The sequence below is a fragment of the Paenibacillus sp. J22P51 genome, from assembly GCF_059692215.1.
In genome coordinates, this window is the sequence record NZ_JCAUAZ010000001.1 from 568,312 (window position 1) to 592,938 (window position 24,627).

A 24,627-nucleotide genomic window follows, 5' to 3' on the forward strand; every position below is an offset into this window, starting at 1 on the left:
TTCTCTCCTTTCTGGAAGAAACTCGCTGTTACCAGCGAGCCGTTACCATCTTTTTACGTGTATAGAATTCCACGCCATCTGTACCGTTAGCGTGCAAATCGCCGTAGAATGATTTTTTCCAGCCAGAGAATGGGAAGAATGCCATAGGCGCAGGTACACCTAGATTTACGCCAAGCATACCAGCTTCAATGTTTTCACGGAATTGACGTACATTGCTGCCGTCTTGCGTGAAGAGGCATGCGCCGTTCGCGAACTCGGAACGGTTGGAAAGCTCAATGGCTTCCTCGAGTGTTTCAACACGAACGATGGAAAGCACGGGAGCAAAAATTTCATCTTCCCAAATTTTCATCTCGCATTGCACTTGATCGAAAATCGTTGGTCCGACGAAGTAGCCAGCTCCACCAATCACAGTGTCTTTACGACCATCGCGAACCATAATGGCGCCTTCATTTTCACCAATTTCAATATATTTCAATGTACGTTCCTTGTGCGAGCCACGAATAACAGGACCTAAGAACACACCTTCATCATTTCCGTTACCAATCGTAATCGCATCAGCCGCTTCAAGCAGCTTGCTTACAAGTGTATCCGCTACGTCGCCAACCGCTACCACGACGGAGCATGCCATACAGCGCTCGCCCGCAGAACCGAAAGCAGCGTTCGTGATTTCCTTCACCGCAATGGATAAATTCGCATCTGGCATGACGATGGAGTGATTTTTCGCGCCTGCAAGAGCTTGAACGCGTTTCCCGTTAGCTGCAGCTGTTTTGTATACATACTCAGCTACTGGCTGGGAACCAACGAACGAAATAGCTTTAATATCTTTGTGCTCAAGAAGACCATTAACCACATCATGTGCCCCATGAACAATGTTAAGAACACCCGCTGGTAAACCAGCTTCGTGGAACAATTCCGCCAAACGATTAGCCAAGTGAGGTGTACGCTCCGATGGCTTCAATACGAATGTATTGCCGCAAGCAATCGCAAGCGGGAACATCCAGCAAGGCACCATCATCGGGAAGTTGAACGGCGTGATTCCACCGATAACACCGATTGGATAACGATACATACCGGATTCAAGATTGGAAGCAATATCCGGAAGCTGTTTGCCCATCATGAGTGTAGGTGCACCAGCGGCGAACTCAACACACTCGATACCACGAAGCACTTCACCATAAGCTTCCGTGTAGCTTTTGCCGTTTTCTTTGGTAACGATGCGAGCAAGCTCTTCCCAGTGATCAACTAGGAGCTGTTGGTATTTGAATAATACGCGTGCTCTCTTCGGTACAGGTGTGCGGCTCCATGATTGAAAGGCTTCTTGTGAATTACGAACCGCTTGATCTACTTCTTCTTTTGTGGAAATTGGAATATAAGCTAGAATCTCTTCTGTTGCAGGATTATAAACAGGCTCCGTTTGTGCTGAGGATGATGCGACCCATTCGCCGCCAATCCAGTTTTTCAATGTCTGTGTCATATCTATTGCTCCTTTAATGTTTAGTAGTTATTACGAGGCCGTAATTTCACCGCGATTGCAACGTTCAATATAATCATCCACTGCTGCAGCAGTTGGCATGGCATCCGAGCAGCTATGGCTGGAAATTACGATACATGCAGCAGCGCTTCCGTATTCCATACTTTTCTCCAGTGTCCAACCTTGCATAACCCCATAGATAAATCCTGCAGCATAAGAATCACCAGCTCCAAATGTCTTAACTACCTTCGCTGGAAAGCTCTTCGCGCGATGACCGACACCATCTGGTGTATAGGCGATAGAACCATCTTTTCCATGCTTGATAATGACAATCTTCGCTGAATAGTCAAACCATTTTGCAGCTGTGATATGATCATCCTTTTCCGGATTATGTTCAAATTTCTCCATCATATCGAACTCTTCGCGAGTACCCAGAATGATATCGCATTTCTCAGCAGCTAGATTATAGTACACAGCCGTCTCTTCCGGCGATGTCCATGTGTATGGACGATAATCTAAATCAAATACGATGACTGCCCCATGCTTCTTCGCATAATTCAGTGCTTGAAACACCGCTTCACGTGATGGACTTTGAGCTAGAGCCGTACCGGAAATCAACAATACTTTCGCACCTGCGATCAGGGATTCCTGAACCTCATCAGGCGTTAACTTCAAATCAGCCACGTTATCGCGATACATCAGGATACTGCAATCTGTCGGACTTTTGATCTCGGTAAAAGCTAGACCTGTCACAGCGCCTGTGCGATCTGTTACTACATTGCTTGTGTCAATCGCGTTACGCTCCAAATAGGTAGCAATGAAACGACCCATTTGATCATTAGCGATTTTGCCGATAAAAGCTGTTTTCATTCCTAAACGGGACATGCCGATCGTAATGTTCGCTGGCGACCCGCCAACATACTTCGTGAACGTCATCGTCTCTTCCATTGGACGATGAATTTCATTCGCATTCAAATCGATACATAATCTGCCGATTGCTACAAAATCAAGTGATTTCGCTTGCGGAAAAGTCACATAGGTCATGGCCCTATTACCTGCTTTCTTTAATTAGTAATGAATGGATATAGTTCAGTGCATTTTTCGCATATTCGTAAGGATTATGTGTTGCTGGGTCTTGCTCGCCTTCGAGCATCGCCCATCCTGTATATTCACGAGCCAATAATTCTTTGAAAATCGGTGCAAAATCAAGGCATCCATCCCCAGGTACTGTAAACACACCTTTGCGGATACAGGTTACGAAATCAACTTGCTCGGCGCGTGCTTCATCAAGTACGACTTGACGAATGTCTTTCAAATGGATATAAGCAATTCGGTTGTAATGTTTGCGCAATACGGTCAACGGATCTCCACCGCCGTAGTAGGTGTGTCCTGTATCAAATAGCAGGTAGACCAAGGAAGGATCAGTCAGCTCCATCAATCGATCGATTTCTTCCGGTGATTCAACAACGGTTCCACCATGATGGTGATAGGTCAGCTTCAGACCATACTCTTGGGCGATAGCTCCAGCGCGATTCAGCCCTTCAGCTAAGCTCTGCCAGCCTGCTTCATCGAGGCGAAGCACTTCTTTCTCATTCGGTGTGCGGCGTGGGTCAAAATGGAGCGAACCCCCGACTTCCGCGGTAGAGATCACCGTGCTGCCCATTTCTTTTAGAAATTGCGCATGCTTGCGGTAAGCCTCCAGTTCTTGCTCTCTATAGGCAGGATCTGAGAACAGGACGGATTTCCATTGGGACACAAGACTAATGCCCCGTTCCGATAGCTCTTTCTTCAGTTCGTCAATATCAGTCGGATATTTACGCCCCATCTCTGTTCCAGTCAATCCTAGCTTCTGAATATCATCAACGATCTGTTCAAATGTGGTATCAGCGCCATGTTCCTTGACGTCCTCTCCCACCCAATTAATAGGATGAATGCCTAGCTTAAACGGAAGTTCTTCCATTGTGAGATCACCTTTTCTTCGTTAGATGGGTTTAGCCGCTTGAATGTTTTTCTTCATTTCTTCATGTGCTGCCAGCACTTTGGCACTCTCCGAAACCTCAGGTACGCCAACCTGCCACCAGGACTCATAGCCGCCTGTGTTCGTTCCAGGTACGACAGGAATTTCGATTAAGGTCGTCACCGTTTCTTTACTCGCCTGAAGCAGTGCGGACTTGAGCTCTTCCGGATTGCTCGCTTTGTACGACTTCGCTCCCAAGCTGCGCGCATGTGCTGCGAAATCAATCGGCATATAGCCACCTGTCAGCTTTCGAGTACCCGCTTCCCGATAACGGAATTCATTCCCGAAGCCTTCGCTTCCTTGACTGCGCTGCAGATTATGAATGCATTGGAAGCCGTGATTATCGAACAGCAGGATTGTGAATTTCTGACCCTCTTGCAAGCTTGTCACTAATTCCGAGTGAAGCATTAAGTAGCTGCCATCTCCGACAATTGCATAGACCTCACGTTTCGGTTCTGCTAATGCAGCTCCAAAGGCACCGCTTACTTCATATCCCATACAAGAGAAGCCGTATTCCATATGGTACGTTTTGGGTTCTGTTGAACGCCATAAACGGTGTAAATCGCCAGGTAAACTTCCCGCAGCGCAAACAACAACCGAGGAAGGGTCAATCGTTTCATTGATCACACCAAGCGCGTGTGTTTGAGCAAAGCCCTCTGCACATTCCGCTTGGTATAAGCGGTCCACTTCACGGTCCCATTCATCTTTCAAAGCAGCTATGTAACCTTTTTCGTAGCCGCAGGCATACTCTTGTGATGTCAATGCTTCGCGCAGTAAGTTGAGCGCTTCTTTCGCATCAGCGGTAATGGAGATACCGCCTAGCTTCGAAGAATCGAAGCCGCTGATATTGATATTAATGAATTGCACATCGTCATTCGCAAAGGCTGATTTGGATGCGGTGGTAAAGTCGGAATACCGCGTCCCCACGCCGATGATCAAATCCGCTTGTTTCGCCAGCTTGTTCGCCGCCAATGCTCCTGTCACGCCAATTGCGCCGACGTGCATCACATGATTCCAAGGCAACGAGCTTTTCCCTGCTTGCGTTTCTGCCACGGGAATGCCGAATGCTTCTGCAAACTCCGCTAGCTCGTTCGTCGCTTCCGCATAAAGAACGCCACCGCCAGCAATAATTAACGGGCGCTTCTTGCCGACGAATAACGCTGTTGCTCGTTTGATAGCTTCCTTCGCCGCTGGGCGGCGATCCATATAGTGAACTTTCTTATCGAAAAAGGCTTCCGGATAATCGTAGGCCTCTGCCTGAACATCTTGCGGCAGGGCTAGCGTGACTGCCCCAGTTTCGGCTGGATCCATTAACACTCGCATCGCTTGTGTAGCTGCTGTAATCAATTGTTCTGGACGAACGATCCGATCCCAGTATTTGCTCACTGCTTTGAAAGGGTCCGTTGCTGATACTGTGTAATCGCCAACGTACTCAAGCTGCTGCAGCACAGGGTCTGGCTGTCTGGAAGAAAAATTATCTCCCGGCAGCAGTAGAACCGGAATACGGTTAACAGTCGCAGTCGCTGCTGCCGTCACCATGTTTAGTGCGCCTGGCCCAATTGAGGTTGTGCAGGCATAGATTTGCTGACGGTTCTTTTGCTTAGCGTAAGCGGTTGCAGCGTGGACCATTCCCTGCTCATTCTTGCCTTGTATATACGTAAGGTCACCTGCGCTATACTCCAACGCTTCTCCAATCCCAGTTACATTGCCATGTCCAAAAATCCCCATGACACCTTTAACGAATTTAGTCTCAAGTCCATCGATGGAAATGTACTGTTGATCCAGAAAGCGAAGTAGTGCTTGTGCCATTGTAAGTCGAATTGTACGCATGTAAATCTCCCTTCCAACCAGAGGTTAAGCGCTTAATCTTTCATTTTTAAACGCTCACCCATTTTAAGGGTTAAGCGCTTAATCCGATCATACAACATTTTCTTTTTACTCGCAATGCCTTTTTTCAATTCGTTATTCCTCAGAGAAAAGTCCCCTTAAGGCGTTGTCTTGCCACTCCTGTACTCCTTGGGCGACATCTGGAACTGCTGTTTGAAAACATTCGTAAAATAGTTTGGCTCGTCAAAGCCAATGGCACAGGCAATTTCAAATATTTTCATATCTGTATTCCGAAGCAGCAATGCCGCCTTATCCATTCGAACACGGGTAACGAAGCGTGTAAAGCTTTCGCCAGTAGCCTTCTTAAATACGACACTGAAGTAGCTTGGGTTTAAATGAATATGCGTCGCGACATCCGTCAATCGGCATTCCTCATTGTAATGTTCCTCGATGTATTTAATGGCTCTCTCGATGACATTATCACTTTTGGAAGCTTGCCACAGATTGAATTGGAGCAGGAAGTGCTTCACTTGCTCAGCCGCCCAATCCATTACCTCCTTGGTGGTCCAATGAATCTGCGGCATTTCATTCGGAAGTCTAGCTAACGCGTTGTTATCCTCCGGATTGAATTGCTTCTGTATGGTCCCATGCAGTGCAATTGAAAGTGACAACGCGCCAATTCGCATTTCCTCCGGCGAAGTGATTCTTAAGTCCTCGAGGACACGATTCAACAGGACATGTAAGCTATCCTCTTGACCGACGAGAATGGCCGACACGAGCCCAACTTCCATCTCTCGAACCTTCGCTTGATTCAGTGAGAGCATAACACCGGATCCCGCCTCACCTCCACTCACGGCTGGAAGGCCAATCGGGTCGGAGACCGCCCCCTTCGTCAATAGATATAATTCTGCCAATTCACTAGCCGAAGGAGCAATTCCCATGGATATCATACCTGCGCGAATCTTCAAATATTCAAAGGAAGCCGTTGGAATGGCATCTTGCAGACTCTCTTCAACCTGATGCAGTCCCGTCACCAATAGGAAGGTGTCATGTTCCACTAATAAGAGCCGCGCATCCAGTCCTGCTCTCTTCATCAGCTCTTCGACAATATTGGAGAAAGCAAATTGAAACAAGCTCATGTCTCTTTTGCCATTCGCTTTTTGCGCCAAATCTTCATTATTCATGTGCAGCAGCCATAATTCTTTACCGGCCAATGCGCCGTTTATCCTTGCTAGCGTGCTCATCTCATAAGGGAGGTCCAGCAATACCGCGCGCAGCTCCTGGTCTTGCTGCAGCTGCACTTGCATGTGCTGCTTCTGCTGGTGCGCATATTGCTCATAAAACCGTTCGGAGGCTTTATTCATAATCTGGCGTACATCGTCTTCGGTGCATGGCTTAATTAGAATATCCAACGCACCCAGCCGAACAGCTGCTTGCGCATACTCGAAGTTTTTGTATCCTGTCAGAATGATCACAATCATATCGGGATAATTCTTACGTAAATGTCCTACGAATTCGATACCATCCATGATGGGCATGCGAATATCCGTAAGGACCAAATCAGGCTGAAGCTCCTCTAACATCGCCAAGGCATCCTGCCCATTGCCAGCCTCACCGACCACTTGCCAGCCCAAGCCTCCACCCTGCAGCATCTTAATAAGTCCTTTTCGAAAATTCAATTGATCTTCTACAATCAATACTCGTCCGCTTCTCATCCTAGTGTTCTCCTTTCTCGTTATTAGGAAGAAGAGGCAAAATAAGACGCATCGTTGTCCCACTTCCCAGCATGCTTGTAATTTCCAATCGGAACGGTGCTCCATACACCAGCTCGATCCTTCTCACAACACTCCGTACACCCAGACTTTCTCGTCCATCCGAACGATGGGGCAATGAAGAACCTTGAACCCCCAAGATTTGAGAAATCGCCTTCTCATTCATCCCACAGCCATTATCTGTTACATCAATTTCTAGAAATTCATCGCGGCTGCTTGCTTTGATGAGCAATACCTTATGGGACACCATATTGCGAAAAGCATGCATAAACACATTTTCTACTAAAGGTTGGAGCAGCGACCGCATTACCTGAACGTCCGCAACATCATCATCAACTTGAATGATGGTCTCCAAATCCGTTTCGAACAGTTCTTTCTGTATTTTCAAATAGTTACGAACCTGCTGGAACTCTTCTTTCACTGTAGTCAGTGTTCGGACAGGCATCAGCGAGTATTTCAGCATTTCCGATATCGCAGCGATTAATGCTGCCGTTTCTGTTTCATCTTGCAAATAGAGCTTCCAATAAATTTCATTGAACATATTGTGCAGAAAGTGGGGATTTAATTGGGCTTGCAGCGCTTTAAGCTCTGCCTCTTTCTCACTTAACTGCGTCAAATACACTTCCTTAATTAAGCGTCCGACCTGCTCGGCCATTGCGTTGAAGCTCTCCCCCATATAAGCCAATTCATCATGGGTTCGGACTTCGATACGTGTATCAAAATCACCAGACCTCACCTTGCGCAGACCTAACAGTAAATCCTTGAGCGGACGAAGAAAAATCCCCGTGGAAAGTACAATTAATACACTAGCAAGCAGAATGCTAATCAAACCAGAGTAAACGATCATCTTGAATAAATCTCGGCTCCGCGATTGAATCTCCGTTAGCGAGGTGCCACTAACTAGTTTGAAATTAGTCACTTCAGATTGTTTCTGTACATACAAATGATTCTCCAATAGCTGCGTATGATTCATATTTCGCAGCAGTTCTAATTGATCAACTTGTACGGGAGAATTCGTAAATAGCAGCTCGTTATTTTTATTAAACAGATAAACAATACCCTGCCCTGCCTTCGTCAGTTCCTTGAGAGAACCTGAGAAGAAGGATTCATCAAAAGCCATGACAAGTACGCCATATGTCGTTAAATTACTATTTTTCATAAACCTTGACACAATAATTGTATTTCTAAACCCACTTGGCTCAATAGAGGAAGCCATCGGTACGCTAATCCACACAAGATCACCAGAAGTGTCGCTAAGCTTATCGCGAATCACCTTGTACACCTTCTCATCTGGCACATTAATCGCGGAGGTCGTATAGCTGAAATACGATGGTTTCCCCGTCAAGTCGTATAAATACATCCCCGTAATATAAGGAGCATCCGATTTGAGTTGATAAATCTGATCCTCGATTAGCTTTCTATCATAATAGCGATTAAAGGCATCGGAGTCTTCATTCAAATTAAGGCGAGAAATTACCTTTTCTATGGCTGGATTAAACACCACTGTCTGTGAAACTCGAACAACCTCTTGCACCTTGAGATCCAACTTCGCCAGTGCTTCATCATTCGTGCTGGTGAACTGCTTACTGATTTCTTCTTCAAACAGCGTTAAGTTATAGCGATAAGTTAAATAACCCGTCAAGCAAAACGCTAATAAAATAATGACGGATAAACTGAGAATAAGCTTTACCCTGAAGCTACGATTAATCCCTACTATACTTCGAATCCAGGATAGCATCTCATTTACCCCTTTGTTTATTTATCATTGATCGATCCTTTGACGATATTATAACAACAATATTCGTATTCCCGCTATTTTTTTAGGTATGGAGAGCATAGTAGCAAATTTAGGTAAAAAAAAAGACCACACCTTAAGTGTGATCCTCGCCCATAGATTGGATTGACTTCCTTTTTTACGAAGGGCTGCCACGCGGCAGCCCTTCATTTGTTCAACTATTGTTTTCCATTAGTTAATAAAGTAATATTTTCTTTTTCCATATTGGAAAATTTCTCAAAATTGCGCGTAAACTGTTCAGCCAAATCCAGAGCGGCCTTCTTATACGCATCTTGATCCTGCCAAGTATGACGGGGAACAAGAATATTGCTTGGAACACCCTCAACAAAGTCGGGGCAGAGTACTCCAAAGATCGGATCGGCCGTAAACGTTGCTTGCTCGATACTTCCATTCAAAGCAGCGGTTACCATCGCACGGGTGAAAGTTAAGTTCATCCTCTTTCCTACACCGTAGGGACCGCCGGACCACCCAGTATTAACCAAATACACTTTAACTTGGTGCTCATCAATTTTATCTCCAAGTTGTCTTGCATACACAGTTGGATGGAGCGGAAGGAAAGGCGCTCCAAAGCAAGCGGAAAATGTCGCCTCAGGTTCCGTTACTCCTCTTTCGGTTCCTGCCAACTTCGAAGTATACCCTGACAAAAAGTGATACATCGCCTGTTCCTTCGTCAGCTTCGAAATAGGAGGCAGCACGCCGAAAGCATCCGCTGTTAAGAAAATGATGACGTTCGGATGACCCGCCTTCCCTGGGATGACTGCACCAGGAATTATATCAATTGGATAAGCGGCTCGCGTATTTTCAGTCGTCCGAGTATCGTTATAGTCCGCTCTGCCTGTCTCTGGATCCAGAACGACATTTTCTAATACCGAACCATAACGTATAGCCTGCCAAATTTGAGGTTCCTTTTCTTCGGATAGATTCGCACATTTGGCATAACATCCGCCTTCAAAGTTATAGACCCCTTGATCGGTCCAACCATGTTCATCGTCACCAATCAAGCGGCGGCTTGTATCAGCGGAAAGCGTCGTTTTTCCTGTTCCGGATAACCCGAAGAATAAAGCAACATCGTCTTTCTCGCCCACATTAGCTGAACAATGCATCGGAAAAACGTCCCGGAAAGGGAGCAAATAATTCAGAACGCTAAAAATCGATTTTTTCATCTCTCCTGCGTACTCGGTCCCTCCGATAAGAACCAATTTCCTTTCAAAGGAAAGGCAGATAAACGTTTCAGAGCGCGTACCGTCCACTTCCGGATCAGCTTTTAAGCCCGGCAATGCGATCACGGTGAACTCTGCACAATGGGTTTGCAATTCTTCCTGTGTTGGACGAACAAAAAGCTGCTGGACAAATAAATTATGCCACGCATATTCATTCACGAAGCGAATGGGTAACCTGTACTCCGAGTCCGCACCGGCATAGCCGTCGAATACAAACAAATCCTTATCCGACATATAGTCTTGTGCTTTTTGGTAGAGCCGCTCGAACTGAAGCTGTGAGATGGGTTGATTCACAGCCCCCCAATCAATGTGTTCCACTACGGAAGGTTCTTGGACAATGAACTTATCTTTTGGGGAACGTCCGGTATATTTCCCTGTGTTTACTTGTAAGGCTCCTGAGGAAGCAAGAACCCCTTCCTTCCGTTCTAATGCAATTTCGACCAGCTGGGATACGGGCAAATTATTTCTTATTTTACCTATTTTCAACTGCTGCAACATGCCTTCCAAACTCATCAATTCCCTTCGTTGTGTTATCCAAACATTGCTGCTCTTTTCAGTCCGAGTCATAAGTAGTCACGGCTAATCCACGCTAAGAGAAGTGCGATGCCCGCTGCACCGATACTGTTCACTACTACATTAATATCCGACATTTGAAGCCGAAATATCATATAAGTACTGTTCCTTTTTAGTTCCTGCCCAATAGCTCCGATCCTGCGATACCTGGGTTCGTCATTTCATAAGGATCGAGAATAATTTGGAGCTCCTCTTCCGTTAAGACATTATATAAAAGGCATAGCTCCCGAACTGGACGCCCCGTTAGAATAGCTTCACGCGCGATCCTTGCTACGACTTCATAGCCCAGATGCGGGTTGAGCGCGGTAATGACCCCAACACTTTTCTCCACATACTCTTTGCAGCGCTCTACGTTTGCTTCGATATCTTCCAAACAATGTATACGGAAAACTTTGAAGGCTTGATTCATCATACTGAGCGATTGAAGCAAATTGAACACAAGCACAGGCTCCATCACATTAAGCTCGAGCTGCCCCGCTTCGGAGGCAAGACAAATCGTATGGTCATTCCCGATAACCTGGAACGCTACCTGATTGACGACCTCAGCCATGACCGGATTGACCTTGCCTGGCATAATCGACGAACCGGGTTGCCGTGCAGGCAGATTTAGCTCCCCGAGCCCAGTACGCGGTCCGGAGGCGAGCAATCGTAAGTCATTTGCAATCTTAGACATGTTGATCATGCAAACTTTCAATGCTGCTGACACTTCGGTATAGGCATCTGTATTTTGAGTTGCGTCCACCAGGTGATCAGCATTGGTAAGCGGCAGCCCGCTGAGCTCAGCGAGCAATTCCACAACCCTCTTAATGTAGCGGGGATCGGCATTCAGGCCGGTTCCGACGGCTGTTGCCCCCATGTTGACTTCGTACAGATGGCCGCGGGTTTGCTTGATCCTCTTTATATCGCGCTCGAGTACTCTGCTGTAGGCCTCAAATTCCTGCCCGAGTCGGATCGGCACGCCATCCTGAAGATGCGTCCGCCCCATTTTGATAACCCCGTCGAATTGCACGGCTTTTTTACGAAATGCGGTGAGCATCTCCTCCATCGTCACTAGCAGCTTCTCAATTAATGAAAGTGTTGCAATATGAATCGCCGTCGGAAAAGCATCGTTGGTCGATTGGGCCATATTCACATGCGAATTGGGACTTACTTTAAAATAATCGCCTTTAATTCCCCCGAGAATCTCGATCGCCCGGTTGGCGATGACCTCATTGGCATTCATGTTGATGGACGTACCTGCTCCGCCTTGTATTGGATCGACGATAAATTGATCATGCCATTTACCGTCCATAATTTCCTGTGCCGCTTGCACAACTGCCTGCCCAATCTGTGGATTCAACTGCCTAATTTCCATGTTCGCTGCAGCAGCCGCATGTTTAACGGTCGCCATCGCACGTATCAATTCTTCGTGAATACGGTAGCCGGTAATTGGGAAATTTTCTACTGCACGCAGTGTTTGAATGCCATAATAGGCATCGGACGGCACTTCCTTAGAGCCAAGAAAATCTTTTTCCACTCTTTGTCCAGCTGTTGTCATGGTTGTTTCCCCCTCGGTATTGTCTTACGCAGCCTGCTTGACGGACTCTAAATATTTCTTTCCTTTGTTCTTGTCGTACTGGCCTTCCCATTTCGCCATGACCACCGCGGCCATAGAATTGCCGATAACATTGACTACTGTCCGGGCCATATCCAGAATACGATCAATACCTGCGATAAAAGCTAGACCTTCGAGCGGAATCCCGACAGTTCCGAGTGTGGCAAGCAGGACGACAAACGAAGCGCCTGGCACGCCAGCAATTCCCTTTGAAGTGAGCATCAAGACAAGCACCAGCATGATTTGAGAGCTAATCGGCATATGGATCCCATACATTTGTGCAATAAATAATGCGGCTATCGCTTGATATAACGTGGACCCGTCCAAATTAAACGAATATCCAATAGGGACGACAAATGACGTGATTGCTTTTGGTACGCCGAACTTCTCCATCTTTTCCATCATCTTAGGAAGTGCTGTTTCGGAGCTTGCTGTTGAGAAAGCCAGAATGAGTTCATCTTTTAATATGCGAATAATCGCCAATAGGCTGGTACCGCAAAGCTTCGCAATCAAACCAAGCACGATAACTACAAATAGGAACATACCGACGTACACGGCAAGCACCAATTTCCCCAAAGGAATCAAAGAACCGACACCGAATTTGGAAACGGTTATGCCAATCAATCCGAATACACCGATTGGCGCAAATTTCATAATTTGGTTCGTCACCCAGAACATCGAATCGGCAACGCCCTGAAAAAATGATAAAACCGGCTTTCCTTTGTCACCAATCGCGGCAACGCCCAAACCAAATAATACAGAGAAGAAAATGATGGCCAGCATGTCACCGGCTACTAATGATTCGAAAATGTTTTTGGGAACAATATTGACAAATGTGTCGGCGAAGCTGTGACTGGTCACCTTTTCGGTCGCTTCAACATATTTCGTAATATCCGATTTAGCTAGTCCAGCCATATTGATTCCAGCTCCAGGCTGAAAGATATTCGCAATGACCAGGCCGAAAATAATAGCAATCGTCGTCACGATTTCAAAATATAGAAGCGTTTTCCCGCCAAGTCTTCCTAGCTTTTTAATATCTCCTACTCCCGCTACTCCGACAATGAGAGAGGAAACGACAATGGGAACGACGATCATTTTAATCAAACGAATGAAAATGTCTCCCGCTGGCTTCAAGTAACTTTCGATAGTTGGGTTCCCATAAAAAATGGCCCCGACGATAACTCCTAATAGTAGTCCAAGCAAGATTTGAAAAGCCAAGCCAAATTTTTTCATAATAATTCCCCTTTTCCCAAAAATGTAAAGCGCTTTCTTTTGCATATAAATTTAAAATGTCTTGAATGAGTTTATTGTATGGGGAATCTACATCAATCTATATGAATCTACATAGTGAGAAAAAATTCTTTGGTCCATCCTTCGTCGAATTATTCATCTGGTTTTTGGAATAATGAAGGAGTATGTTAAGAAAGGAGGCTGGAAAACTGCATTGAAAGAAAAATGGCTTCTATTAATACTAATGGTCATTTCGGTTCCGATCGCGGGCGAATTGAATTTTCACCCGTTTCAAACTGATTTTCGTGTAAGTTTGGGCACACCTGCCTTTTTTCTATTCCTACTCTGGATCCGTTATCCCTCGCCGCTTATCTCTGGATTACTTGTCGGCAGCTCGGTTACGATCTTTCGCACGGGGCTTGAGTTGGCACTCGAACCGCATTGGAACTGGGGAGCCGCTTTTCAGCATCATTTTCCGGCATTCTTTTACTATTTGACTTATGCGATTGCCTTCGCGGCAGTTCGAATGAACCGTCGTCATCACCGACCACTTCTGGTTGGAGCACTTGGTGTGGCTTGTGAAATCGCCGCGACGTTGGTAGAGCTTTTGCTGCGTTATTCGGCAACAGAGCAAACGGCCACTTTTGCAACCTGGAATCAGATTGTTCTCATAGCATTTTTTCGAAGTTTTTTCGTTCTTGGTTTTTTCAATTTGGTCAAATTGAGGCAGTCGAAAGCAGCCGAAGATCAGAAGCGTAAAGAAAACGAGAAGATGCTCATCTTTATTTCTGAGCTTTACGAGGAAACCATTCAATTGAAGAAAACGATGCATAACGCAGAAAATATCGCCCGTGACAGCTACGAACTGTATCGATCGTTAACTGATTTACAGCATGTATTTCATGAAGATCTAGCACAAAAAGCTCTCCGGATCGCCGGTGAGGTTCATGAGATAAAAAAGGACAATCAACGGATATATGCGGGTCTATCCAGCCTGATTTCGCACGACAGCGATTATATGCCGGTGGAAGAATTGGCCGATATCGTTCTGCGCTCCAATCAGAAATATGCCCAGTCACTTGGTAAGAAGATCGAATTCACGCTGCAAACCGAAGGAAACTTTCCTTTATGTCATGTGTATACAGTTTTGTCTTTGTTCAATAACTTAGTTGTTAATGCTGTAGAATCGTTTGAGGAACAGGGCATTATCCGAATATGGGTTAAACGAGAAAAAGATGTTATTGTATTCAGTGTCGCCGATAATGGCCCAGGTATTGCGCCGAAGTATCGAGAGAAAATCTTCATGCCCGGCTATACGAGCAAGTTCGATAAAGCTGGTAATCCGTCAACGGGAATCGGTCTGGTTTATGTGAAACAGGAAACAGAGCGTTTGCTTGGAAACGTAAAGGTTCAAGACAACACCGAAGGCGCAGGTACTGTTTTCACCATCACATTGCCGATTAGCCAAATAGGAAAGGAAGAGTAGCGCAATGCGTTTTTTTATTATCGATGACGATCCGGCTATCCGTTCCATGCTGGAACAAATTATCGAAGATGAGGATTTAGGAAGTGTGGTAGGCGAAGCTCCTGACGGGGCGCATGTTGATATTACTTTGCTCGAACTCAAGCAAGTAGACATCATGCTTATCGATTTACTAATGCCCGTTCGTGACGGCATTGAGACCGTTCGCAAACTATCCGGGAGCTTTGAAGGGAAAATCATTATGATTTCCCAAGTGGAGTCGAAGGAAATGATCATCCAGGCGTATGCCTGCGGAATTGAATATTATATCACCAAGCCCATAAACCGTTTGGAAGTTATTGCCGTTATTAGAAAGGTTTCTGAATTGCTGCTCATCCACCAATCCTTTCGAAATATTCAAAAATCTCTCCGTGCTGTCGGCTTCAGCGGCGAATTAACGGTGAAAGAGCCTTCTTCCATTGAAAAAAATATCATTACATGTGGAAACTATATGTTATCAGATCTGGGACTGATTGGGGAAGCCGGCAGTAAAGACTTGCTGGAGATGCTTGATTATTTATACCGTTATGAGGCCGATCACTCACAAGAACAGGGCTTTCCGCAGCTTCATGAAATATACCATCAAATTGCCTTGAAAAAATTAGGCCCCTCCGCTTCGACTATCGACTTGAAAAAAGAGATCAAAGCGGCCGAACAACGGGTGCGACGAGCCGTAAATCAAGCACTAACCCACTTGTCATCCCTTGGATTGATCGATTATTCGAATCCCAAGTTTGAACAGTACTCTACAAAGTTTTTTGACCTGAGTGATATCCGAAAAAAAATGAAAGTACTAGAAAATGATGACCCTTCTGCTCTCGGCTTAATCCGGCAAAACACAAAAAAGTTTATTCAGGTCCTTTATTTAGAATCAAAAAAGTTAATGAGTTGATGAAAATCACATTGAAATTTATAACAAGGGATGCTGCCCGTTACTTTAATGAAAAGAAGGAGCTGCATCACTGCATGCTCCTTCACTATCGTTCTCTGGTTAATGTAACGAACGCAACCTTTTAATATAAGAGATTAATTATACATTCTCACTTGACGCACTCTTCCAATTACAGCCAGTATCAGCAGAATAATTGTGGCTAGCAGGTGCAGGTAATACTGATATACACCTCGGTCAAGAGCTTGCTGGCGTTGTTCCTTAGTTCATCCTAACAAGTGATTACTAATCGCCTCCGAATAATCTGATCTAATATCCTCTGTTTACGTCTACCGAATGGCTAATTCGTTCTTGTCCGATATCAATTTCTCTTAGCACTGCGAGCAAGCCGTCCATCGCTTCATCCAGCCCGGTAACGGCAGAAATATGCGGGGTAATGACTACGTTCGGATGATCCCACATCGGCGATTGTGCGGGCAGAGGTTCTTCTATAAATACATCAAGTACAGCTCTGCGCACCTGACCTCGTTCAATTGCCTCAATCAGTGCGTTTTCATCCACCGAAGCTCCCCGGCCCACATTAATAAAGCCTGCACCGTGCATGCAGGAAAGTAAGCGCATTTCGAATAATCGTTCGGTGGATGGTGTTAATGGGAGCGTGTTAATAACCCAGTCGGCCTGTGTTAACAACGCGTGCACCTCGGTAATCGGAAGAACCCTATTAAAATGACTGTTCGATGCGCCGCTGCGAGATACTCCGTATACGGTTACACCGAATGTTCTAAGCATCCTTGCCACTTCCTCGCCAATCGTTCCAGTACCAAAAATGACGATGTTCAGCTGCTGCAGAAGCTTCTGCTGTGAAGGCAGCCATCGTCGTTCGGTCTGATACTGTTGAAAATTTTCATGACGCTGTACATCGGCAAGAATATAACTTAAGCAATATTCACCTATTTTTCGTCCAAAGCTGCCGACAGTCCGTGTTAATAATACATCCTTTTTCCATTCACGATTAAATAAGAATGCATCAACGCCAGCTCCAAGCGCATGAACCCACTGCAACCTACCGAAATGAAACGACTCCGTCGGTTTAAATGCCACATAACCATCAGCCCATTCGAAGTGATTCGGGCTTACCTCCGCCTCTGGAAGAAACATATACTCCCTCTTAGTATCCAGCAAGGCTAGCTTCTCTAGGTCTTTGTACATCCGTCCGGTCACTATAATTTTTTTAATATCCATCAGTCATGCCCCCTCAGAATCCTAAAAACACTGCGATAGTATAGTAACCTATTGTACCACGGTAGGTTCGCTTTTTTAATTGATTGATTCATGAAAATAAAGTTCGTTAGTTACTTAAAGGACTTTTTCAAAGGTAGTGAGGTGAAAGTGGAAAATAGAGTTCGTTAGTGATGTTTACTTTTGTAAAAGGTTCATATCCTCCAACTAATTTGATTCCTGACCTGACACTATTAAAAGGTCAGCTTCTTCAAGCGTTTCTCCCTGTTCCTGCCCATAGTTCAATAGCAAAAAGAGACCCACAGCGTCGGGCTGCGGGTCTAAGTTTTATATTTTAAAGGGGGGTCGACTTTTATTATAAGCTTGAATCATTAATGTCACATGAAAATAAGATTTCAATGTCGTTACATATATTGAACCAAAGTTTAAGATCTGATTGACTCATAAAGAAAGTTGCCGCGGTTGTCAGCCTATTTTAACTATCGTTCTGATTAAGCGCAATACGAATACCTAATGTCATGAAGGTAATGAATGCGAGGCAGTCAACATCCTTTGAGCTCTTGTTCCTCGTTAATTCAATTGTGGAATCCATATGCCGCTTTTTCGCCCCCGTAGCAATTGGTTCTCATGTTCAGTCAAATTCCGATTCAGTGTTAAATTCATTCTTTGTTTCAAGTCAAAATACGCGCCTCTTATCCGTTCTTTTGTATCTGCTCCACCCCTTTGCGCAGTGCGTTCCAGGCAAGGGTTGCGCATTTGATTCTGGCTGGGAATTTGGTGACGCCAGACAATGCTTCGATTTCCTCGTATTCAAACACTGGGTGCTCGCCTTTCATAAGGCTTGAAAAGTTCTCAGCCGTTTTGAGCGCTTCTTGAAGCGTCCTGCCTTTGATGGCATCTGTCATCATCGAAGCGGAGGACAGGCTGATCGAGCAGCCTTCGCCAAAATATTTCACGTTCCTAACAACGTTGTCCTCAATTTGCATTTGAAGCGAAATTTTATCGCCGCAGGTTGGGTTATTGAGGTTGATCGTCACCGCCGCTTCGGGATCGAGTTGCCCGCGATTGCGTGGATTTTTATAATGATCAATAATCACTCTGCGGTATAAATCATCCAATTGCATGACCGAAGCACTCCTTTGTATAAGATAAGTCCACTTATTGTGATGTAAGTTTTGTATAATATTTTTTAAATTTGACTGAATAAATCAAAATATAGATAACGACCAGAGCAGCAAAAGAATTTAACAGAACCAATGAGAAGTTCAAACTAAAGAACTGTGTTAAAACGCCGACTCCGATAGGAGGAATAATGAATCCAGCATAAGCGCATAAATAAAATGCAGAAATAACTCGCGGACGTTCTTCCGGTTTCGGCAACTGACCGGCAAACCTTAAAGAAGCTTGAAACGTCCATCCGGCACCGATTCCTTGAATGAGCATGCCAGCACAGAGCAAGAATAGATTCCCTGTCTGTCCCGATGAGACAATGATCCACGGCCCAATCGCCAGAAATACGATGCCTATGCGCATCCGTGCAACGGGATTTTGCACCCAAGGAAATAACGGCATCAAGGCAGCCACGCCTAACAGCATGAACATTAACAATCCTGCTGTAGAGAGATTGGAAGAGTGAATGACGTTTCTTACGAAAGATGGAATCAAAGATAACACAATTCCGCCTAACATGAACATTGTAAACGGCGGAAGTCCGATAAATGACCAGAAATGGAAACGAATATTGTCGGGAACACCGAGCGAAATCTTAGCACTTGCCGGTTTCTGTGCATCTTCGAGCTTCGGTAACATTTCCAGCATTACCAAGGAACTCAATAGCATGAAGAGTAAAAACCAAAATGGCATCCGAAGTGGCTGAATATGCACATATTGCACGACTAAACCGGATATGGCCGGGCCCATGCCGAAACCAAAATTTACAGCTACGCCTGAGAACTTGAGTGCAGTACCCATTTTATTGGGTGAGGTTTGTTTTAATAAAAAAGCAGTAGCTGTACCTGTAAAGGCGCCATATGCGATGCCTTCCAATATCCTTGCTGCATAGAGCATCCAGACGTTTTGGCTCGCGATAAAGAGCAGTGTCGACGCGATAGAAATCCATATACTTATTCGAAGCACCCTCTTCAAACCCCAGGAGCTCCCTTTGGCTCCCACGATCAGCAGAGTCGGAAATAAGATAGCAGCATAAACAGCAAACAAAATAGTGATTTCCAGGCTGCTCATTTGATAATTCTTCCCATATACAGGGAACAACGATGAAATATAAGTCGCTCCGCAGGACATCATAAGAACAACCCAAAGCATTCTTTTCATATCAGTTCTCCTTGTAAAAGTAATATGAATTAAGAATCATAAGATAAGTGATTCTTCTTCTTTTTCCTACCTTAAAGATCTTTTGTATAGTTTCCCCACCAATCGATATTAGATTCAAAAATTGACAGCCTCTGAACTCTTCATTAGAATGAAAGAGACAGGTCTGTATCACTCATGTTCACATGATACAGACAGATCTGTTCCGTGTCAACACTCTAGAAAATAAAACTAAGAGGGAGAAGGTTGCTAACATGCAAAAAGAATCCGCTAAAGAACGGATTTTACAAGTTGCCTCCGAATTATTTTACTCCGAAGGAATACGTGCTGTAGGAATAGATCGGATTATTGCTGAGTCCGGGGTTGCCAAAGCCAGCTTTTACCGAAACTTTGCAACAAAGGATGACCTTGTAGTGACATTTCTGGAACTTCGTCATCATCGAATGCTAACTAGGCTCGAAGAAACCAAAAAGCAGTACCCGGATGAGCCTGTCAAACAGTTATATCACTTAGTTAACAGGTTGTCGGAGGGCATAAGGAAACCAAATTTTCGTGGATGTCCCTTTACGAATACGCTGCTTGAGTTCCCCGATACCATGCATCCCGGACACCAGGCGGCTTTGAAGTGCCGCATCGAAAAAGAAGGTGTGATCGCACAAATTGCACGCAAAGCTGGGGCCAGAAATCCTGAAGCATTGGCAGCTCAGTTGGAAATGCTGTACAGTGGTGCTATCGCGGATACCTATATCCGCAAACCTGAATATGATAGCAACAATTTTTATGACGCGGCGATGATATTGATTCAAGCCCAGCTCACTAGCGCCTAAGAAGTGGTGAGTCTATAGGCTCGGTCCGCCCTGTAACCGGAATAGTTCAACACGGTTGCCGCATGTTAGAGGCAATTGAATAAGCCTCGGAGTAATTCCCCCGAGGCTTCCGTTTCACCGATTTGTATTGGCTTACAGTCTAGCCAAGTAATTTCAAGTTTGTTCGAATATGACTTCAAACCCTTGTGCAACCCATTTCTGGTGGCAGACTTTTGAACTAACGGCTTATTGTTTACACTATTCGGATAAAGGGCTTAAATCCTTTGCCATGAAACTTTGGCTGTAATACTGATTTGGCAAATGTCCTTGAACCTGATGCCATCCTTTGGAGTCCTCCCACACGAAACGCAACTGTGCAGTTTGTTCCATCGTAGAGCGCCATGACGGGTCAAGGTGAGTGTCCCTACCATGTGACCATACCCAAATATTGAATTGATTAGTCTGTAATTCTGAACATGCCAATTCTGATTTAGAATCAAAGTTCATACGTTCCCAACCAAACAGTTGGTTTCCGATGTATACATGTATGTTTCTTGCCGCCTCCGTACCAAGATTTTTTAAAATTACCTCATAAGAAACAATAGATAACGGTTTGTTCTGCTTGGCTTCGTAAAGCAGCATATTGGGTCTTATTTCCCACACTGGAACTGTAGAGTTTAAAGTATTTGGCGGCTCAACAGAGTTACAATCTACATTTTTTTTGGTATGAACTACTTTCTCACAAGCAACTAAAAATATTAAAAGTACAAACATGAAGCAAAAATAAGCTACCTTCCTCACTAAAATCCTCCAGAAGTAATTGTTATTCATGTATGTAGTAACTTTAGTCCCGTTTCCATATTAACTCAACTACTTACGAGGGAATAGACCGTATTAATTCCTCCGCCTCCCATAGAACTTTGACTAACTACTTTCCATCCCTGAGTTAACAATTCATTTAGTTCCTCTAAATTATTCTTTTTCTCGGTCAAGTAACTAACAATTATTGCTTTTTGCATAAAATACACAACTCCTTTTAAACTTGTCATTGTGAAGCTATCGTTCTCCCTTCAAAGGCATTGATAGTTGTGTATCACTCCCAAACAGCTAAAAAAAGTGGTAGCTTTAACACAAGCTATCACCACGTTCTTCTGCCTTTAACTTAATGAGAAATGGACCAGCTGCCGCAATGGCGTCTGCTCCATGAACTTATTTAAATAACAATTCCAGTTAGCTATAACGGATATCCGGCCAGCGATTACCTCTTTCATAGAAACCATCCTCAAATTACTTAATACTAGTAAAAGCCCGTACAAACATATTTAAACCAACTTGAATAGACTGCCTTATAACATTTGATATAAGGAGGAGATCACCGTGCATGTCTATATCTCCCATTTCTTGATTCAAATTGCGGTGCTCATCATTTTTGTTATTTCTGCTTATAGAGCCGTAAGTTCAGTGAGCACTTGGAAATTGTTAGATTTCTTTTTCAATGCTTCAGTAGCGATTGTAGCTTTTGCGTATTTATTTAATTAACGGGGATATTCGTTAATCATGAATTTCAGTATTCAAACGCGCCAATTAGCTTCTCCATAATTTGGCGTCACACTTATTGTAAGTATGCTGCCCGTTAGCTGAGAAGGCTGCCGATCAATGATTTCGGCGCCTTCTCCTGATGTTTATTGAGCTATAGTTCTCCGTTAGTGAATCAACTATCATGCTCCGTTGTTTATTTGCTTTTCTAATATTCCTAAGCGGTTATTAATGGATTTATCGTATTGAAACATGACTTTTAGGAGAACAAGCGCACTGGACTGAATACCACTTACAGCAATAGCCATGTCATGATTTATAACAGTTGTGTCTTGCTTTGCTTTTTCAATAATTTCTGGTAAAGAGGCATATACATTTTCAAGTTGTCTTGAAATCTCCATCTGTAATTCATCAAATTCTATGCTCACTTATTCACCTGCCTTTGAAAATTCTTACAATTTTGTGCGTTTTTCGAAAGTGAAAGTTTCAATCCCTGCTCCGATATTCTGCCCGTAGTTTAAAGAGCTGCCGATTGCTCAAAGTTCTCTACCTCATTAATCGGACATAGGCACCAAATCGAATAAATTTCGATACATACTAGAGATAATTGCGATGTAACCGGCTGTAATTCTTTTTGTATTAACGTAAGCGTAATAGCCCTCATCTGGCAATCAGATGGGGGCTATTTTAAACTTGCGACTTAGGCAGTGTGACCAGTCAGTTGTAGGAGTCCAAGTACTCCTATTTATTACCGAAGGAGATTGGTTTTCGCCAGTTCGATGACTTCGTTGCCTTGCCCGTTCAAAACGGCTTTCAGCATCCACATCGTAAATCCGCGAGCCTGCTCGAGGTTGATTTTCGGCGGCATCGCCAGCTCCTGACGATTGACTACGACATCCAGCACTACCGGACCGCTGTGTTCGAGGGCTCGGCGAACGGCGCTTTCCAAGTCATTCGGATCCTCGACGCGAATTCCTTCGATTCCCATGGCTTGAGCAAGTGCCGCAAAGTTTGGATTGTCGAGTTCCGTTCCGAATTCTAAAAAGCCAGCTGCTTTCATTTCTAATTCCACGAATCCAAGCGCGCCATTATTAAAGACAACGATCTTGATCGGGAGCTTATGCTGACGAAGGGTCAATAGATCTCCGAGCAGCATAGTGAGTCCCCCGTCCCCAGACAGCGATATGACCTGGCGTCCCGGTTGCGCAACCTGCGCCCCAATCGCCTGGGGCATGGCGTTCGCCATTGTCCCGTGGTTAAACGAGCCAAGTAGCCTTCTTTTTCCATTCATGCTCAAGTATCGGGCAGCCCACACAGTCGGCGTCCCAACATCGCAAGTCAAAACGGCATCCTCATCTGCGAGATCGCTGATTACCTTCATCAGGAATTGCGGATGAATAGGAGCTCGACCAGGAGCTGCAAGGTTGTCCAGTTCCTCGCGGACTTTGGCATAATGTGCTGCAAAGTGCTGCAGGTGATCAGGGGAGTGCGGTTCCATTAAAAGGGGTAACAGCATGTCGACCGTCGTCTTTACGTCTCCGCACACCCCGTATGCGAGCGGCGTTCGCCGGCCTAGTCGGGAGGAATCCAAATCAACCTGAAGGATGGTCGCTTCTTGCGGATAAAATTGCCGGTATGGAAAATCGGTACCCAGCATGAGTAAGACATCGCATTCCATCATAGCGTGGTATCCTGATGAATATCCGATGAGGCCGGTTAATCCGACGGAATACGGGTTGTCATATTCCAGATATTCTTTTCCTCGCAGCGCTATGACCATCGGGGATTGGAGTTTCTCGCACAGCTTCATGAGCGAAGCATGAGCTCCCGAGCAGCCAGCACCGCACAGCAAGGTGATCCTCTTGCCTTTGTCTAAGTAGTCGGCAAGCGTCTTCAATTCGTCTGTAGAAGGGCAGACAATTGGCTGGGTTAAATGGATGACGCGTTCTGGAACCGGGCTTTCGTCGTATTCGAAAGCGGCTACATCACCAGGAAGAACTAAGACAGACACTCCAGACCTTGCCGTCGCGGTTTGCATCGCCATCGTAACCGCTCGAGGTATTTGCCTCGGTCCGGTTACGACTTCACAAAAGAAGCTGCATTCCTGAAACAACATGTCCGGACGAGTCTCTTGAAAAAAGCCGCTGCCAATTTCACTGCTCGGAATATGAGCGGCAATCGCAAGTACTGGCACCCGGTTTCGATGGCAATCGTATAATCCGTTAATGAGATGTAAATTACCAGGTCCGCTGCTACCCGCACAAACGGCGATTCCTCCGCTGAGGGTGGCATCCGCGCCAGCCGCAAACGCTGCAACCTCTTCGTGGCGGACATGGATCCATTCTATTTTTCCGGAACGACGGATCGCATCGAGCAAGGCATTAAGCGAATCGCCGATAATGCCGTAAATTCGCTTCACGCCGGCGTTCAGAAGGGATTCCACGATGGAATCAGCTATCGTTCTTTTCAAGGGAATCTCTCCTTATTGTTTTTATTATTTTGCCATAATATGAGCAGTATATTCTTGATTTCACTACGATTCGGGTTTGTTGGGCTTTAATCTTAAATTAAGTAGTCACATTTCGGTAATTTCATTCCTTATTATAGATATGCTGCCCGATAACGAAATAACGGCTGCTACGCGGCAGCCGTTTTGCGGTTTTCCATAAACCTAATATTTTGTTGAATTTGTGTCGAGCCAATGTAACGGGTACCCTCTCGTTTTAGCTCAATTATTTACAATAAAGTTGTCGCTAATTGAAATTAGTTTGACAAGACGCTTCCATTTTTATGCTCAGGACGAATTTG

20 protein-coding genes are annotated in these 24,627 nt (G+C 44.9%); 4 read left to right on the forward strand and 16 right to left on the reverse strand.

Going from position 1 to position 24,627, the window contains the following annotated elements; translation table 11 throughout:
• Positions 1-28: 28 nt before the first annotated feature.
• The 9 genes from AC58QC_RS02015 to AC58QC_RS02055 form a co-directional block, all read right to left on the reverse strand.
• Entirely contained in the window at positions 29-1,474 is a 1,446-nt protein-coding gene (locus AC58QC_RS02015) for a CoA-acylating methylmalonate-semialdehyde dehydrogenase (protein ID WP_497413535.1), read from the reverse strand.
• 30 nt (positions 1,475-1,504) lie between these two features.
• Complete coding sequence (gene iolC, locus AC58QC_RS02020; RefSeq protein WP_497413536.1) at positions 1,505-2,515, reverse strand: 5-dehydro-2-deoxygluconokinase; 1,011 nt, start codon at positions 2,513-2,515, stop codon at positions 1,505-1,507.
• Positions 2,516-2,522: 7 nt separating this feature from the next.
• Entirely contained in the window at positions 2,523-3,431 is a 909-nt protein-coding gene (gene iolE, locus AC58QC_RS02025) for a myo-inosose-2 dehydratase (RefSeq protein ID WP_497413537.1), read from the reverse strand.
• 21 nt (positions 3,432-3,452) lie between these two features.
• Positions 3,453-5,318: a 3D-(3,5/4)-trihydroxycyclohexane-1,2-dione acylhydrolase (decyclizing) gene (gene iolD / locus AC58QC_RS02030; RefSeq protein ID WP_497413538.1), complete on the reverse strand. Its 1,866-nt coding sequence runs from the start codon at positions 5,316-5,318 to the stop codon at positions 3,453-3,455.
• 155 nt (positions 5,319-5,473) lie between these two features.
• On the reverse strand, positions 5,474-7,030 hold the full coding sequence (locus AC58QC_RS02035; RefSeq protein ID WP_497413539.1) for a response regulator transcription factor: 1,557 nt from the start codon (positions 7,028-7,030) through the stop codon (positions 5,474-5,476).
• A gap of 1 nt (position 7,031) precedes the next feature.
• Positions 7,032-8,825, reverse strand: a complete 1,794-nt coding sequence (locus AC58QC_RS02040) for a sensor histidine kinase (RefSeq protein WP_497413540.1) — start codon at positions 8,823-8,825, stop codon at positions 7,032-7,034.
• A gap of 215 nt (positions 8,826-9,040) precedes the next feature.
• Positions 9,041-10,615, reverse strand: a complete 1,575-nt coding sequence (gene pckA, locus AC58QC_RS02045) for a phosphoenolpyruvate carboxykinase (ATP) (RefSeq protein ID WP_497413541.1) — start codon at positions 10,613-10,615, stop codon at positions 9,041-9,043.
• A gap of 172 nt (positions 10,616-10,787) precedes the next feature.
• Complete coding sequence (gene aspA / locus AC58QC_RS02050) at positions 10,788-12,212, reverse strand: aspartate ammonia-lyase (protein ID WP_497413542.1); 1,425 nt, start codon at positions 12,210-12,212, stop codon at positions 10,788-10,790.
• 24 nt (positions 12,213-12,236) lie between these two features.
• Entirely contained in the window at positions 12,237-13,502 is a 1,266-nt protein-coding gene (locus AC58QC_RS02055) for a cation:dicarboxylate symporter family transporter (protein WP_497413543.1), read from the reverse strand.
• Positions 13,503-13,713: 211 nt separating this feature from the next.
• Between AC58QC_RS02055 and AC58QC_RS02060 the strand changes: the two genes are divergently transcribed.
• Positions 13,714-14,985, forward strand: coding sequence for a sensor histidine kinase (locus AC58QC_RS02060; protein WP_497413544.1), 1,272 nt, complete (start codon positions 13,714-13,716; stop codon positions 14,983-14,985).
• Between the two features lie 4 nt (positions 14,986-14,989).
• Complete coding sequence (locus AC58QC_RS02065) at positions 14,990-15,913, forward strand: response regulator (RefSeq protein ID WP_497413545.1); 924 nt, start codon at positions 14,990-14,992, stop codon at positions 15,911-15,913.
• A gap of 306 nt (positions 15,914-16,219) precedes the next feature.
• Here AC58QC_RS02065 and AC58QC_RS02070 read toward each other — a convergent pair whose 3' ends face one another.
• From AC58QC_RS02070 to AC58QC_RS02080, 3 genes are all read right to left on the reverse strand, one after another.
• Entirely contained in the window at positions 16,220-17,152 is a 933-nt protein-coding gene (locus AC58QC_RS02070; RefSeq protein ID WP_497413546.1) for a D-2-hydroxyacid dehydrogenase, read from the reverse strand.
• Between the two features lie 689 nt (positions 17,153-17,841).
• A complete protein-coding gene (gene sufU / locus AC58QC_RS02075) occupies positions 17,842-18,273 on the reverse strand; it encodes a Fe-S cluster assembly sulfur transfer protein SufU (protein WP_497413547.1) in 432 nt (143 codons plus the stop codon).
• Between the two features lie 34 nt (positions 18,274-18,307).
• Complete coding sequence (locus AC58QC_RS02080) at positions 18,308-19,480, reverse strand: MFS transporter (RefSeq protein ID WP_497413548.1); 1,173 nt, start codon at positions 19,478-19,480, stop codon at positions 18,308-18,310.
• Between the two features lie 251 nt (positions 19,481-19,731).
• On the opposite strand from AC58QC_RS02080, the gene AC58QC_RS02085 reads away from it, so the two are divergent.
• A complete protein-coding gene (locus AC58QC_RS02085; protein ID WP_497413549.1) occupies positions 19,732-20,304 on the forward strand; it encodes a TetR/AcrR family transcriptional regulator in 573 nt (190 codons plus the stop codon).
• Positions 20,305-20,541: 237 nt separating this feature from the next.
• On the opposite strand, the gene AC58QC_RS02090 is transcribed toward AC58QC_RS02085, so the two are convergent.
• Together AC58QC_RS02090 and AC58QC_RS02095 are read right to left on the reverse strand one after the other, a co-directional pair.
• On the reverse strand, positions 20,542-21,084 hold the full coding sequence (locus AC58QC_RS02090) for a hypothetical protein (RefSeq protein ID WP_497413550.1): 543 nt from the start codon (positions 21,082-21,084) through the stop codon (positions 20,542-20,544).
• A 65-nt stretch (positions 21,085-21,149) separates the two neighbouring features.
• Entirely contained in the window at positions 21,150-21,302 is a 153-nt protein-coding gene (locus AC58QC_RS02095) for a hypothetical protein (RefSeq protein ID WP_497413551.1), read from the reverse strand.
• A 358-nt stretch (positions 21,303-21,660) separates the two neighbouring features.
• On the opposite strand from AC58QC_RS02095, the gene AC58QC_RS02100 reads away from it, so the two are divergent.
• On the forward strand, positions 21,661-21,822 hold the full coding sequence (locus tag AC58QC_RS02100) for a hypothetical protein (protein WP_497413552.1): 162 nt from the start codon (positions 21,661-21,663) through the stop codon (positions 21,820-21,822).
• Positions 21,823-22,001: 179 nt separating this feature from the next.
• On the opposite strand, the gene AC58QC_RS02105 is transcribed toward AC58QC_RS02100, so the two are convergent.
• On the reverse strand, positions 22,002-22,247 hold the full coding sequence (locus AC58QC_RS02105; protein ID WP_497413553.1) for a hypothetical protein: 246 nt from the start codon (positions 22,245-22,247) through the stop codon (positions 22,002-22,004).
• 320 nt (positions 22,248-22,567) lie between these two features.
• Positions 22,568-24,289 carry a ubiquinone-dependent pyruvate dehydrogenase gene (gene poxB / locus AC58QC_RS02110; protein WP_497413554.1) on the reverse strand — a complete coding sequence of 574 codons (1,722 nt, stop codon included), beginning with the start codon at positions 24,287-24,289 and terminating at the stop codon, positions 22,568-22,570.
• Positions 24,290-24,627: the final 338 nt, after the last annotated feature.